This window comes from Bacillus cereus group sp. MYBK95-2 (assembly GCF_051915225.1).
Taxonomy (GTDB): domain Bacteria; phylum Bacillota; class Bacilli; order Bacillales; family Bacillaceae_G; genus Bacillus_A; species Bacillus_A cereus.
This window is the reverse complement of record NZ_JBQAEH010000001.1, coordinates 1,101,250-1,115,796: the sequence shown is the minus strand read 5'-3', so window position 1 is coordinate 1,115,796 and position 14,547 is coordinate 1,101,250. Positions and strand designations below refer to the sequence as shown.

Here is a 14,547-nt window from a genome sequence, read left to right as displayed (position 1 = left end):
TTTATTTTAAATGAAAATATATAATGTTTTTTGATAGTAATTCCTTGCTGTATATCGTGTGACAATCGTATATGTATCAGCTATAATAAATTATCTTAAAAAAGTAACATATAGGAATTTGAAAGAGGTGGCTTTCTTATGGCATCACAACAATTAGGTCGTTTACGTTCTGAAATTGATCAACTTAATTTACAAATATTAGAGTTACTAAACGAAAGAGGTCGTCTCGTACAAGAAGTTGGTAATTTAAAAGAAGTACAAGGTGTGAAACGTTTTGATCCTGTACGTGAAAGAAATATGCTGGATTTAATTGCAGAGAATAATAATGGTCCATTTGAAACTTCGACTTTACAACATATTTTCAAACAAATTTTTCAAGCTGGTTTAGAATTACAAGAAGACGATCATCGTAAAGCATTACTTGTTTCTCGTAAGAAAAAAACAGAAGATACGATTGTTGAAATTAATGGTGAAAAAATTGGTGACGGAAATCAGCATTTTATTATGGGACCGTGTGCAGTGGAAAGTTATGAACAAGTACGTCAAGTTGCTGAAGCAATGAAAGGGCAAGGTCTGAAATTAATGCGTGGTGGTGCGTTTAAACCACGTACTTCACCGTATGATTTTCAAGGTCTTGGATTAGAGGGATTACAAATTTTGCGCCAGGTAGCAGATGAATATGGTTTGGCTGTCATTAGTGAAATTTTAAATCCGAATGATATTGAGATGTCATTAGATTACGTTGATGTTATTCAAATTGGTGCTCGCAATATGCAAAATTTTGATTTGCTAAGGGCAGCTGGTGCTGTGAATAAACCAGTATTATTAAAACGTGGTCTATCAGCAACGATTGAAGAATTCATTAATGCGGCAGAATATATTATGGCAAAGGGAAATGGGAACATTATTTTATGTGAACGAGGTATTCGCACGTATGAAAGAGCGACGCGTAATACGCTTGATATTTCCGCTGTGCCGATTTTAAAGAAAGAAACACATTTACCTGTCGTTGTCGATGTAACGCATTCTACAGGGCGACGTGACCTTCTCTTACCAACTGCAAAAGCAGCGATGGCAATTGGTGCAGACGCAATTATGGCTGAAGTACATCCAGATCCAGCTGTAGCTTTATCTGATGCAGCGCAACAAATGAATATACCGCAGTTCAATGATTTTATGAATGAATTAAAATCATTTGGAAGTAAATTATAAAAACTTTTAATGAGCTGTTCCAAAAAGGCATTTTGGAACAGCTTTCTCCTATTGTATAGCGACTGTCATTGTCGATTTTTGTTGGTAAGTTGATATATTTAAAAAATCGCTGATATAATTAGAGTTGCGGTCGATATATTTGGAAAATCGCTGATATATTTCGAGTTACAGTCGATATATTCGAAAAATCGCCGATATAAATTTCATTTACTATCGTACTGCTTAAAATAAGATTTCTACTAAGGAAACATCTATTTTTTTACAAAAAATGCCCTTTTTTCATAAAAAATACGAAAATACGAGAAAAGAAGCGAATTTTTTCGAAACTTTTGCGGGAAAATATTGTATGAGCCTGCGTTTTTATCGTATCATTAGTAAAAGGAAGAACTCGGGACGATTGGTGGCATCTGCAAATAGAGTTGATGTCTTTTTTTCATTCAAGTAACCGATACATAAAAATAGATAACAAAAATAGAAGGAGTGTGCGATGAGATGAACGTAACAATATATGATGTAGCGCGTGAAGCGAACGTTTCAATGGCTACCGTATCACGCGTTGTGAACGGTAACCCAAATGTAAAGCCTACAACAAGAAAGAAAGTATTAGAAGCAATTGATCGTTTAGGATACCGCCCAAATGCGGTAGCACGTGGACTAGCAAGTAAGAAGACAACTACAGTAGGTGTTATTATTCCTGATATCTCAAATACGTTTTATGCAGAACTAGCTCGTGGAATTGAAGATATCGCAACAATGTACAAATATAACATCATTTTAAGTAACTCTGACCAAAACAAAGAGAAAGAGTTCCATTTATTAAATACGATGCTTGGAAAACAAGTGGACGGAATTGTTTTCATGGGTGAAGATATTACAGACATTCACATTGAAGAATTTAAAAAATCTCCAGTACCAATTGTATTAGCAGCATCATTTGATGAGCAAAATGAAACGCCATCAGTAAATATTGATTATACACAAGCAGCTTATGATGCAATGAAGCACTTTATCGAGCAAGGACATAAACGTATCGGTTTCGTCTCTGGTCCTTTCATTGATAAAGCGGGAAGCGCGAAGAAGTTACAAGGTTACAAAAAAGCTTTAGAAGAAGCAGGTATTTCATATGATGAAAATCTTGTAATCGATGGAGATTACACATATGACTCAGGTATCGAAGCATTCGAAAAGCTTTGGAGCAATGATGAAAAGCCAACAGCAATCTTCGTATCTTCTGATGAAATGGCACTAGGTGTAATCCATGCAGCACAAGACGCTGGATTAAACGTACCAACTGACGTAGAAGTACTTGGTTTCGATAATACACGCCTTGCATTAATGGTTCGTCCGCAGCTTTCAACAGTTGTTCAACCGATGTATGATATCGGTGCAGTAGCAATGCGTCTATTAACAAAGTATATGAACAAAGAAAAAGTGGAAGATCACACTGTTATCTTACCTCACCGTATCCAATTTAGAGATTCAACGAAGTAAGTATAAAAAAGCTCACAGCGATTGCCGTGAGCTTTTATTCGTATTCAGGATAGTATTTTTGTACGACTGCATTTACCATTTCGTCTTTCTTAACGTGTAAAAATCTTGCATACAATTCTTTTCCAGTTTCAAATGGGGTATCGTCTAATTCAAACACATGCAATAGTTTTCGAAACGTCCATGTTATTTGCTCGCCGTACATATTATCGTACGTATGCTCAGACTGTATAGCGATTTGTTCACCTAGTGCATGAGCTTCTTCCAAACTGTTTGCTTTAACAAGAATAATACTTTCTTCAAAAAGTGTATCGTGATTCTCTTCATAATGCTCATCAATTTTCGTAGAATCAGGCTCACTAGAATGAACAGACTCAAACAATAATTTTACAGCGTACATATTATGCTGCATGGTTCACTTTATAAATAATACTTGCGACAAGCGAAGCAGGTATTGTAAATACGTTACTTTGATAATGGTAATGTACTTGGGATTCTTCATAAGACATGTTGTCATATAGTTCGTTTTGTGAGACACTCATTTTTTTCTGTTTTTCTTTGAGCATTTTAATGTAGTTGTACTGTATTGGGACGAGAATGATGAAATAAGCTAATACGATTAGTGAAATCCAAATCATTATGAACACTCCCTTATAAAGAATATTTCTATATAACAATTATATCAATAAAAAGAAAAAATAACCATTTTTTTTGTTAGAGCTAATTTTCTTCTAAAAATGCAAACAGTTCCTTTTGATTTTTTAAATTGTGATCAATACATGTTCGAGCAACATATTTCAATCCTTGTAATAATGCATCTACGTGAAAAGTATCATAATGAATTATATTTCCCTCTACCATCGTTTCGTCTTTTTGCAAGTTAATTGATATTTTTAGTACAGTTATATTACTTTGTAAATTTACAACTTCGATGTAAAAAAACTGTTTGTCTAAGTCAATCGTAACATAATCGAATCGTTCGGATAGCTCTAATTTATATGTAGTAGTATATTCCAAATGAAAGCCTCCTTATTGTATAAGTGTATGTTATAATGCCTTCGCTATAGATGGGGCTATTCCTTGTTATATGTCACATAAGTGCAAATTTAACTATTATAGGGCAATGTCATGTATAATAGAAAGAAAAGGCTTGTGAGGGGGGAAAAGAGATGATCGTTCTTTGGATAATTACGCTTTGTATGACTGCTATTTTTGCATATATGACGTTAAAACAAAATGGTTTAAAGCGATTTGTTCCAGGAAGTATTCTTGCAGGAATTGCCCTTATCACGTATGTAATTTCTATTTTTATTGAAAGTGTATCAGTAGATATGAGCACAAGTTTAATGTTTATTGGTATTACACTATTTGCAGGTAGCATTATGGTACTTATGGTTGCTGGTATTATTTTATTTATTCATATGAATTCGGAAACGTTATAGCATATAGAAAAGGCATGTCCCCTCGGGACATGCCTTTTTATCCGTTCAATTATGCTCTATCTTTAGAAGAGTTTTGCTGTTTTAGTAAGTCGCGAATTTCGCCAAGAAGTTCTTCTTCTTTTGTTGGTTCTGGAATTTCTTCCTCTTTTTCTTCTTCTTTTTTAGATGTTAGTTTGTTGAAAACTTTAACAAACATAAAGATAGAAGCTGCGATAATTAAGAAGTCAAAAATTGTTTGGATGAAGTTACCATACATAACAGCAGATTTACCGTATCCAAAGTGTAAACTTGTAAAGTCAACGCCACCTAATACCATACCAAGTAATGGTGTGATGATATCTTTTACTAAAGAACTAACGATTTTACCGAATGCAGCACCGATTACAACCCCGACAGCTAAATCAACGACATTCCCTTTGAAAGCGAATTTTTTAAACTCGTTCCACATGTGTTAATCCCATCCTTTCCACGATTCATTATGAAATTTATAATTCCTATCAACATATTCTATAGAAATTTACGAGAGAAATAAAGAGGGAATGGGAATGAAAGTAAATTCTGAAAAATGTATCCGTTTTAATTTTTGTTTACATCATCTAGTAAAGATTGTAGCATTTGCTGCGTTTTTAATCCTTCTAATCCATCTACAACAGGCTTTGTATCGCCTTGTACACACTTAATAAAATGATGAACAGCATCTTCAAAACCACGTTGTTTTAACGTCGTATCCCATGATGGGGAACCACTTTGTGAAACTGAGTTTTCCTGTTCAATTTCAAATGTATTCATATTTTTTACGCGAATGATTTTCCCTGGCGTTACAAGTTCAATTTGTTCTAAATTTGTACCGGCATGGCGATGCATTGCAGTAGAAAGTAACAGTCCACTTGGAGTTGTATATGTATGATGTCCGTAAAGAAGTTCATTCTTTTCATTGATTTGCATCATATTGTGAACGGCGTTAAGGTCATCATTAGCTAACCAGCGAGCGGTATCTACAATGTGTAAATAATCATCTAACATAGTGAAGTCGTACGTATATGGCCCGACTTTATTTGTACGATGCTTTTCAATTCGAATCCATGAAATATCATTAGCCTGTTCTTTGGCAGCGACATACATAGGAACGAATCTGCGATTAAATCCGACCATTAATTTTCGGTTATACTTCTCGCTTAACTCGACTAGTTGCTCAGCTTGTTCCACTGTAGCTGCTAGCGGTTTATCAATATAAACGTCGATCCCTTTTTTTAGAAGTTCAGAAACGATTTCATAATGCGATGCAGTTGAACTATGAACGAAGATTGCATCGCATTCCGAAGCTAACATTTCAATAGAATGAAAGTCTTGAATTCGGTATTGCTGGCAAACTTGTTTTCTTTTCTCTGCGTTAGGTGTAAACGCCCCTACAAAATTCCAATCAGTTTCTTTTGTAAGTGTTGGAAGATAGGCCTTTTGCGCAATACTTCCAAGTCCAATCATCCCAATTTTAGGTTTGTTCATGTTTATTCCCACCCTATTAATATTAATGTAACGGCTTAAATGTAGCATAGGGTGGGGGAGGAAGGCAAAAATTAGCTTTTTACTTACGGCCTTCTAACAAAATCTTCTCTATCTCCTCAAAGTGATGAGCGCGAGCATGCTCTAGCGGGGTAACACCATCATTGTCTGGAATATTTACATCTGCACCGTGCTCAATAAGAAGGCGAATGACTTGTTGCTGTGTTTCGTTTCCGTTACTTAGTACGATGGCTTCCATTAAAGCTGTCCATCCCAGGTTATTTACATGATTTACATCAATATTTGTTCGAGTGAGGAGTTCTTTTATGACGTCAATATAGCCATGTTCTGAAGCTGGGATAAGAGCTGTTCCGCCGTAACGATTTGTAATCGTAGGATCTGCACCAGCATCAATTGTTAGTTTTAAAATGTCTAAGTAACCTTCCGCACCGGCGTATAGAAAGGGATTATTTTTCATGTCATCTTGAATATTTACGTCAGCACCGGCTTTGATAAGCGCCTTTGCGGTTTTTACATCATTTTTGTATGTAGCAATCATAAGCGGAGTGCGTCCTTGACTATCCGTCGCATTTATATTTGCGCCTTGTTTTAGTAAAGATATAACAGTATTCGTTTCATTTTTTTCAGTAGCTGCTAGTAGTGCAGTCTCCATGTTTGCCATCTCCTTTTTTACTTCTTGTTCTTGCGAGCATCCTTGTAAAAAAATTACGCAACATATCATACTGAATGTTTTTTTGAACATGGAATTTCAACCTCCTAATTTCAACTGTAAAATAGGAACATTAAATTTTTATAAACTGACGCTAAAATTACTATAAAATCGCTTGAGTAATTGAACATATATTTTTATGCTTATAAATAATAAGGTTTGATAAAGTGAGGATTTAAGATATGTCTATTAAAACAAGGTTTTTATTTTCTTATATTGCTGTTATCCTCGTTTCCATTACGCTTATATTAGTCGCGGGATTTTTAATCGTTTTTTCGATAACAGGTGACTTGGAAGCAGTGAAAAATTTCTATAAAAGTTCTTATATTCAAAAGCCGCTTACACCAGAAGAAGAGAATGCCTATCTTGAGTTGAAGTCAGCAGCTAAACAGCATCAATCTCAATTGTTAGATGAGTCGTTTGTCTCAGCAATAGAAAAAGAGGGTGTGAAAATAGTAGTAAGAAAAGGAGAAACACTTTCATATGCTTCAAACGTATTTGAAAGTGTATCTTTAAAAGAAGCCCTTCCGAAATTTGAATCAGCAAATATTAATAGTCGTGGTACAACGGAACTAGGCGATACATTTTATCGATATGTAAAGTTTGATTTTTATTTTCCTCAGGAAGAAGAGGGAAGTATATTTGTATTAAAAAAGCAAAGTTCATTTGTAGATCTTACACAAAAATTATTTCCAATCTTATTTGTATCTCTCTTACTACTAGCCATTTTACTCATTGGATTATTAAGTTACCTCGTTTCAAGAAGTGTAATAAAACCAATTTTTGTATTGAAAGGCGCAACGGAGAAAATTAAAGAAGGAAATTTAGATTTTCAAATACCAGTTACATCACACGATGAAATAGGGCAATTAAATCAAGGATTTGAGGAAATGAGGAAGAGATTAAAAGAATCGATAGAGATGCAAACACAGTATGAAGAAAATAGAAAAGAGCTTATTTCAAACATCTCTCATGACTTAAAAACACCGATTACATCAATTATCGGATATGTAGAAGGAATAAAGGACGGGGTAGCAAATACGCCAGAAAAAATGGATAAGTATTTAACAACTATCCATACGAAAGCAAGACATATGGATACACTTATTGATGAATTATTTTTATTCTCAAAGCTCGATTTGAATCGAGTTCCCTTTCAGTTTGAAACGGTTGAATTGAATACGTTTATGCAAGAGTTAATCGAAGAGATGCAAATGGATTTAAGTAAAGAAGGTATAGAAGTTAACTTACAATTACATGCATCACCACTATATGTAACGGCTGATTGCGAAAAAATCAATAGAGTTATATCAAATTTAATTCATAATAGTGTGAAATACATGGATAAAGAAGAGAAGAAAATTACTGTAATAGTATCGAGTGATAATAATAAAGTTATTGTGAAAGTGATGGACAACGGATCAGGTATAGAATCTGATACGCTACCTTATATCTTTGAACGTTTTTATCGTGCAGAACAATCGCGGAATTCTAGCACAGGTGGAAGTGGACTTGGTTTAGCAATAGCGAAGCAAATTGTTGAAGAACATGGCGGGGAAATTTGGGCGGAAAGCGAGCTTGGTAAAGGCACAAGCATTTTCTTCTCATTGGAAAAAGTAGAGGAATGTGGTGAGTAAATTGAAAAGAATTTTATTAATAGAAGATGAAGTAAGTATTGCAGAATTACAGCGAGATTATTTAGAAATTAATGATTTCCAAGTTGATGTAGAGCATTCAGGAGAAATAGGTTTACAAACAGCCTTGCAAGAAGACTATGATTTAATTATTTTAGATATTATGCTTCCGAAAATGAACGGATTCGAAATTTGTAAACAAATACGTGCTGTAAAAGATATTCCGATTCTACTTGTTTCAGCAAAAAAAGAAGATATAGATAAAATTCGCGGACTCGGATTAGGAGCGGATGATTATATAACGAAGCCGTTTAGCCCGAGTGAATTAGTCGCAAGAGTAAAAGCACATATTTCTCGTTATGAAAGATTATTAGGAAATGTAAGTAAGCAACGCGATACGTTATATATTCACGGAATTTCTATCGATCAACGAGCGAGGAAAGTTTTTATAAACAATGAAGAAGTGGCATTTACAACGAAGGAATTTGATTTATTAACATTCTTTGTCACACATCCAAACCAAGTATTAAATAAAGAACAGTTATTTGAACGCATTTGGGGATTAGATTCCGCTGGTGATTTAGCCACTGTTGTCGTCCACATTAGAAAGCTACGTGAAAAAATTGAAAGAGATCCTGCTCACCCGCAATATATTGAAACAGTATGGGGAGCTGGTTATCGTTTTAACGTGTAATATACCTGCCGAGTAATTGGCAGGTTTTTTGTATGTTATTCGAATGAAAAGGAAGAAATAGGTAATTTGTGTTAAAATGTAAAGAGAAACAAAACAGAGGAGAGCATAGGGAGCGAGCTATATGTTGGGGGATATATTAAAAGATAATAAATCAAATAAGACTTTAAAGATTGGAACTAATATCGTACTTATCTTATTGATTATTGGTGCAATACAAATGTTTTATGATGAAGATTCTACGAATGATCATTTCGGTTGGTTCTTTTTTGCGATCTTTTGGGTAATTAAAAGCATTTCTAGCTCTAAGGTAAGTTTAAAAGATAGAGATAAAAAGTCGGTATTACTTGATGTGGGTTTAGTGGTTATTTCTTTTGTTTTTTTAGTTGTTTTTAGTGTGAAATATTTCTTTTGAAAAAAGCTCATAGTCGTATAGAGGCTATGAGCTTTTTGTCAGTGTTTAGGTTTTCTTAATAATAACGGTACTGGCGTAACGATTTATAAAATGTTTGAGTAGTAGAAGTAAACTGAGCAGCTTCTTCTAAAAAAGGATAATGGTTGCTATTTTCGAATGGAATGAAGATAGAATTACGTATTCCATCATGTATCTCGATAGAATACTGAATCGGGCACTGTACATCATGTCTTCCACATGTAATGAGGGTCTTTGTTTGGATGGAAGGTAAATTCTCTCTTAAATCAAATGAAGGATATTCATTGGCGAAAGCATTCATCCGGCTAACGGACATTGTTTTATTAATTGGTTTACAAAAATAAGAGTTGTAGTTTTCTGGTTTATACAATGATAATTTTGTTCTCTCAGTAGATAGTTCTTTCCGTTCTTCACTTGTAAGGTGAGGGCTTTTTAAGTTTTCGATGAGTTTTTGCATATATTGAAACTGTGGATGTGCTGGGTAATAAATGCAAAATGGTGTTTCGGTATAGTTACTTGCTGCAGCTCCTGCTACGACTAATGATTGTAAGGAATGTGGATATGTAATTGCATATAAAAGTCCAAGCATACCACCTGTTGAATGGCCAGCGAAATGCCATGTTGGAAGTTGTAATGCTTCTCGTATGGCTTCCAAGTCGTGGATTGTTTCAATCATGCTTAATTCTTTTTCTGAATTGGCTTTTAACGAGTTACCAGCGTCTCGTAAATTAATGAGAAATACATGATGCGTAGCAGTAAAAACATCCGCAAAGTAATCACCAGTTTCATTAAATTGTGAATAGTGATGTGTAATACAAAGCGATTCGCCATCTCCTTTTGTAAAGAGTTCAAATGTACCACGTTTCGTGTGGATCATTTGTCGTTTCCACATAATATCACTACCTTTTCTCATAAAAGTTGGGCCAGGCTGTTATGAAATGAAAATATATCGGCGCATTTCGAAATATATCAGCGATTATTAAAATATATCGACTTACCGACAGAAACCGACAATAAATAAAAGGAGGCTATTCAAAAACGAGCCTCCTTTTCGTTTAGTACAAAGATTTTGTCATATTATTCCGAATAATTTCAAGGGATTTCGCTACAGTTAATGCGTTTTTTTCTTCAATTTCTGGTTTACGGGGGATAGGTTTATACATGTTGTCTGGATCTTCCCATGTGAGGGGAAGTTCTGTTTCTGCTTGTCCTTTCCAAGCTTCAATCCATTCTGGAGGGAGATAACCTGAGATGTTTTGGATGTTGTTCATTTCGAGCCAAATGAGTGCCCAAGCTCTTGGAACGACGCGCCAGTGATCATAGCCACCGCCACCGACAGCGATCCAGCGACCGTCGCAATATTCATTTGCAATTTCACGAGCGAGCTTCGGTATTTCACGGTAAATATTCATTGTCGCACAAAGATGTGTAAGTGGGTCATAATAATGTGCGTCAGCACCATTTTGCGTTAAAATAATATCCGGTTTAAAGTACGCTGCAACTTCTTTTACAACAGTTCGATATGATTTTAAGAACGATTCATCTTCTGTAAAAGCATCGAGTGGAACGTTAAAAGAATAACTATAGCCATTACCTTGTCCGCGTTCATTTACAGCGCCAGTTCCAGGAAATAAATAGCGACCAGTTTCATGTAATGAAATTGTGCATACGTTAGGGTCATCATAAAACGACCACTGTACGCCATCACCGTGATGAGCATCTGTATCAATATATAAGACGCGTAAACCGTATTTCTTTTGAATATATTTCATTGCGATAGAACTGTCGTTATAAATACAAAAGCCAGATGCTTTGCCGCGAAAGCCGTGATGTAAGCCGCCGCCCAAATTAAGTGCGTGTTTTACTTTTCCGGAAAGAACAGCATCGACAGCTGTTAACGTACCACCAACGAGCAATGCGCTTGCTTCGTGCATATTTGGGAACATCGGTGTATCTTCTGTTCCGAGTCCATATGTCATTGCAATTGATTTTTCTAACTTTCCTTCTCCAGCACGTTTTACCGCATTTATGTACTCCTCTGTATGAACGTAGGCGATTTCTTCATCTGTAGCCGTCCGTGGTGAGATGATTTGAGAGGGAGAGATGAAACCGCCCTTTTGTAATAAATCATACGTAAGTGTGACGCGCAGTTGGTTAAAAGGATGATCAGGGCTAAATGAATAGCCCCGGAAGTCATCCGAATAAATAAACGCGCTACTCATGCCTGCATCCCCATGATGTTTGGCCATAATACGCGGTAGCCTTCTGCTTCAAGTGCATCAATCACTTTTAGAGGATTCATCGTTTGAATGCGGAAAACGAGTACTTTATCATTCTCATCTTTTGCTGGGTAGACGAGAACACTCACGATATTTATTTGTAAATCACTAAAAATAGCAACGACTTTTCCAAGAATACCAGGTTCGTTTTTTACTTGAATTTCAATTTGCGAACTTGGTTGATGTGCTCCTGTTAATTTTACTAACGTGTGTAATACTGTAGATTCAGAAATGATTCCAACTAACTTCCCGGCCTTTGTAACAGGAAGACAGCCAATTTTATTTTCAAAAAATAAAGTAGCAATTTCCTCAACGAAATCGAGAGGATGGCAAGTCATAACAGGATGTTTCATAATAAGTTCGAGAGGTTGCTGTAGCATATCGAGTGAAACTTGTTCATCTAGAATAGATGGACTTGCATCTCTTACATCCCGATCAGAAATAATGCCTACGACGTGATTATTTTGATCGACAATTGGAATGTGCCGAATGCCTTTCGTGCGTATCGTTCGGATTGCTGTTTCGATTGTATCGTTTGGATGTAATGTAACTACATTTTGATTCATAATTTCTTCTACAATCATTCCAGTTGCCCCCTTTATTAATACATAAAACGATTGTGAAAACGTAGACGATCAAAAGCTTGAATAGAATCCGTATCAACGCGTTTACCGATGCGGACCATTAAACAGTTGGCAGGATGTGAACAAATTTCAGGATCGTCTGTAGCCATCCATTGTAACCCGCCGGCATTCATCATCTTCTCCATTACTTTTCGGTATTCCCACACATTCAAACCTGTTTGTTTCAAATCCCAGTGCCAATAATATTCAGTCGTCAATATAATGTAATCTTCCATATAATCGTCCATCATAGAAACCTCTAGTAAGTTCTTTCCGACAGAACTCCCGCGGAAGGCTGGGACTACTTCAATTGCCCCAAGCTCAATTAAGTTTTCCATTTTTCCTTCTGACCATCGTTCAAGTGGATCAGGATACAAGTATGTAACATATCCAACAATTGTTTGGTCATGTCTAGCAATAATGAGACGAGCTTCTGGTAATTTAGAAATTTCGACAATTGCTTTATATTGTTGCTCGGCAGGACGAAACGCAATTAAGTCTGGATGAAACTCATACATTTCTAAGTTATGTGTAGAGACAGGACCTTCAATAATTAAAGTGCCTTTCGCTGTTTTTAAGTTTCTAGCATTATATATTTTTTTATGAATCAATGTATTGCTCACCACCTTGAGGGTTTGTGAATCTATTAATATCGTACTTTATAATATATGCGATGTGAATCGAAATTTGTCATTAAAAATTTGTCTAAAAATCAACAAATATACTGAAAATTTTAAATAATGTCATTATAATAGATAATAGAATACATAGGAGGGGGATGTAAAGTATGAAAGTAGAAACGCTTCCTGTCATTAAAGGAGAAAATAATTTGCCGAATTATGATGAGGCATACGCGAATTTTAACTGGGAAGAGGTTAATAAAAACTTTACTTGGAATGAAACAGGCCGAGTAAATATGGCGTATGAGGCAATTGATAAGCATGCGAAATCCGATCGAAAGAATAAAGTAGCTCTTTATTATCAAGATGGATCGCGAAAAGAGAAATATACATTTAAGGAAATGAAGGATTTTTCTAATAAAGCAGGAAACGTCCTTAAGAATTATGGCGATGTAGAAAAAGGCGATCGCGTTTTTATTTTTATGCCACGTTCTCCAGAGTTATATTTCGCACTTTTAGGTGCAGTGAAATTAGGAGCAATTGTTGGACCGCTATTTGAAGCATTTATGGAAGGCGCAGTTCGCGATCGCTTAGAAGATAGCGAAGCAAAGGTGTTAATTACAACGCCTGAATTATTAGAGCGCGTACCATTAAATGATTTACCGGCTTTAAAAACAGTTTTCCTTGTTGGAGATAATGTAGAAGAAGGCGGTAAAACGGTAGCGTTCAATCCGTTATTTGAACAAGCTTCAAAAGAATTACATATTGAATGGTTAGGCCGTGAAGACGGTTTGATTCTACATTACACGTCTGGTTCTACTGGTAAGCCAAAAGGTGTGCTTCATGCGCAAAACGCAATGGTTCAGCACTATCAAACGGCGAAGTGGGTATTAGATTTAAAAGAAGACGATGTATATTGGTGTACTGCTGACCCGGGCTGGGTAACTGGAACAGCTTACGGTATTTTCGCACCGTGGTTAGTTGGAGCGTCAAATGTTATTTTAGGTGGACGCTTTAGTCCAGAAGCTTGGTATGAAGCACTGCAAGATTACGGTGTGACGGTTTGGTACAGCGCACCAACAGCATTCCGTATGTTAATGGGAGCTGGACAAGACGCAATTAAAAAATATGACTTATCACAAGTTCGTCACGTATTAAGCGTTGGTGAGCCGTTAAATCCAGAAGTAATTCGCTGGGGTATGAATGCATTTGGACTTCGTATTCATGATACGTGGTGGATGACAGAAACAGGTGGACAAGTAATTTGTAACTACCCTTGTATGGAAATCCGTCCAGGTTCAATGGGTAAACCAATTCCAGGTGTGAAAGCAGCGATTGTTGATAATGAAGGAAATGAAGTGCCTCCTTACACAATGGGTAACTTAGCAATTGCGAAAGGTTGGCCATCTATGATGCGCGGGATCTGGAATAACCAGCAAAAATATGAATCTTATTTCATGCCGGGAGATTGGTACGTATCAGGTGACTCTGCCTATATGGATGAAGATGGATACTTCTGGTTCCAAGGACGTATCGACGATGTAATTATGACGTCAGGTGAGCGCGTTGGTCCGTTTGAAGTAGAAAGTAAATTAATCGAGCATGCTGCTGTTGCAGAAGCTGGTGTAATTGGTATTCCTGATCCGGTGCGCGGCGAAATTATTAAAGCATTTATCGCACTTCGAGCAGGATACGAACCATCTGATGAATTAAAAGAAGAAATTCGTCAATTTGTAAAGAAAGGCCTAGCAGCTCATGCAGCGCCACGACAAATTGAATTTAGAGATAAATTACCGAAAACGAGAAGTGGTAAAATTATGCGCCGCGTATTAAAAGCGTGGGAGCTGAATTTACCAACAGGTGACTTATCAACGATGGAAGATTAAGAGGGAAAG

17 protein-coding genes are annotated in these 14,547 nt (G+C 36.1%); 7 read left to right on the top strand and 10 right to left on the bottom strand.

The annotated features are described in order from the left end of the window. The first annotated feature begins 138 nt into the window (after positions 1–138). Both ACTFN4_RS05795 and ccpA read left to right on the top strand, forming a co-directional pair. Complete coding sequence (locus ACTFN4_RS05795; RefSeq protein ID WP_000168210.1) at positions 139–1,212, top strand: bifunctional 3-deoxy-7-phosphoheptulonate synthase/chorismate mutase; 1,074 nt, start codon at positions 139–141, stop codon at positions 1,210–1,212. A gap of 492 nt (positions 1,213–1,704) precedes the next feature. After that, positions 1,705–2,703 carry a catabolite control protein A gene (gene ccpA / locus ACTFN4_RS05790; protein WP_001103297.1) on the top strand — a complete coding sequence of 333 codons (999 nt, stop codon included), beginning with the start codon at positions 1,705–1,707 and terminating at the stop codon, positions 2,701–2,703. Between the two features lie 34 nt (positions 2,704–2,737). Here the strand turns inward: ccpA and ACTFN4_RS05785 are convergent, their stop codons facing one another. The 3 genes from ACTFN4_RS05785 to dhp61 all read right to left on the bottom strand — a co-directional run bounded on the left by ACTFN4_RS05785 (position 2,738) and on the right by dhp61 (position 3,717). Then, entirely contained in the window at positions 2,738–3,100 is a 363-nt protein-coding gene (locus ACTFN4_RS05785; RefSeq protein ID WP_002182963.1) for a DUF4288 domain-containing protein, read from the bottom strand. A 1-nt stretch (position 3,101) separates the two neighbouring features. Beyond that, on the bottom strand, positions 3,102–3,338 hold the full coding sequence (locus ACTFN4_RS05780) for a DUF3949 domain-containing protein (RefSeq protein ID WP_000637903.1): 237 nt from the start codon (positions 3,336–3,338) through the stop codon (positions 3,102–3,104). Between the two features lie 82 nt (positions 3,339–3,420). Further along, positions 3,421–3,717: a protein Dhp61 gene (gene dhp61 / locus ACTFN4_RS05775; protein WP_000456864.1), complete on the bottom strand. Its 297-nt coding sequence runs from the start codon at positions 3,715–3,717 to the stop codon at positions 3,421–3,423. 152 nt (positions 3,718–3,869) lie between these two features. Here dhp61 and ACTFN4_RS05770 point away from each other — a divergent pair, with 152 nt between their 5' ends. Further along, positions 3,870–4,142, top strand: coding sequence for a DUF3917 domain-containing protein (locus ACTFN4_RS05770; protein ID WP_000636589.1), 273 nt, complete (start codon positions 3,870–3,872; stop codon positions 4,140–4,142). Positions 4,143–4,191: 49 nt separating this feature from the next. Here the strand turns inward: ACTFN4_RS05770 and mscL are convergent, their stop codons facing one another. From mscL to ACTFN4_RS05755, 3 genes are all read right to left on the bottom strand, one after another. Further along, positions 4,192–4,590 carry a large conductance mechanosensitive channel protein MscL gene (mscL, locus tag ACTFN4_RS05765; protein WP_000267011.1) on the bottom strand — a complete coding sequence of 133 codons (399 nt, stop codon included), beginning with the start codon at positions 4,588–4,590 and terminating at the stop codon, positions 4,192–4,194. Between the two features lie 128 nt (positions 4,591–4,718). Next, positions 4,719–5,645: a Gfo/Idh/MocA family protein gene (locus ACTFN4_RS05760; RefSeq protein WP_086403862.1), complete on the bottom strand. Its 927-nt coding sequence runs from the start codon at positions 5,643–5,645 to the stop codon at positions 4,719–4,721. A 79-nt stretch (positions 5,646–5,724) separates the two neighbouring features. Next, entirely contained in the window at positions 5,725–6,405 is a 681-nt protein-coding gene (locus ACTFN4_RS05755) for an ankyrin repeat domain-containing protein (protein ID WP_000474105.1), read from the bottom strand. A 149-nt stretch (positions 6,406–6,554) separates the two neighbouring features. Here ACTFN4_RS05755 and ACTFN4_RS05750 point away from each other — a divergent pair, with 149 nt between their 5' ends. From ACTFN4_RS05750 to ACTFN4_RS05740, 3 genes are all read left to right on the top strand, one after another. Next, entirely contained in the window at positions 6,555–8,009 is a 1,455-nt protein-coding gene (locus ACTFN4_RS05750) for a sensor histidine kinase (RefSeq protein ID WP_000023874.1), read from the top strand. A 1-nt stretch (position 8,010) separates the two neighbouring features. Beyond that, on the top strand, positions 8,011–8,700 hold the full coding sequence (locus ACTFN4_RS05745) for a response regulator transcription factor (RefSeq protein ID WP_002024886.1): 690 nt from the start codon (positions 8,011–8,013) through the stop codon (positions 8,698–8,700). 121 nt (positions 8,701–8,821) lie between these two features. After that, a complete protein-coding gene (locus tag ACTFN4_RS05740) occupies positions 8,822–9,112 on the top strand; it encodes a hypothetical protein (protein ID WP_000900161.1) in 291 nt (96 codons plus the stop codon). 55 nt (positions 9,113–9,167) lie between these two features. Here ACTFN4_RS05740 and ACTFN4_RS05735 read toward each other — a convergent pair whose 3' ends face one another. The 4 genes from ACTFN4_RS05735 to acuA all read right to left on the bottom strand — a co-directional run bounded on the left by ACTFN4_RS05735 (position 9,168) and on the right by acuA (position 12,643). Continuing rightward, positions 9,168–10,043, bottom strand: a complete 876-nt coding sequence (locus ACTFN4_RS05735) for an alpha/beta fold hydrolase (RefSeq protein WP_439962117.1) — start codon at positions 10,041–10,043, stop codon at positions 9,168–9,170. A gap of 142 nt (positions 10,044–10,185) precedes the next feature. Next, positions 10,186–11,352 (bottom strand): acetoin utilization protein AcuC, encoded by a 1,167-nt coding sequence (acuC, locus tag ACTFN4_RS05730; RefSeq protein WP_000092832.1) that lies wholly within the window; start codon positions 11,350–11,352, stop codon positions 10,186–10,188. Then, positions 11,349–11,993 (bottom strand): acetoin utilization AcuB family protein, encoded by a 645-nt coding sequence (locus ACTFN4_RS05725; RefSeq protein ID WP_000634583.1) that lies wholly within the window; start codon positions 11,991–11,993, stop codon positions 11,349–11,351. Before ACTFN4_RS05725 ends, acuC begins: the two co-directional genes overlap by 4 nt. 17 nt (positions 11,994–12,010) lie before the next feature. Beyond that, positions 12,011–12,643 carry an acetoin utilization protein acetyltransferase AcuA gene (gene acuA, locus ACTFN4_RS05720; protein ID WP_000581388.1) on the bottom strand — a complete coding sequence of 211 codons (633 nt, stop codon included), beginning with the start codon at positions 12,641–12,643 and terminating at the stop codon, positions 12,011–12,013. 176 nt (positions 12,644–12,819) lie between these two features. Between acuA and acsA the strand changes: the two genes are divergently transcribed. Next, positions 12,820–14,538, top strand: a complete 1,719-nt coding sequence (gene acsA / locus ACTFN4_RS05715) for an acetate--CoA ligase (RefSeq protein WP_000862049.1) — start codon at positions 12,820–12,822, stop codon at positions 14,536–14,538. Positions 14,539–14,547 lie beyond the last annotated feature (9 nt).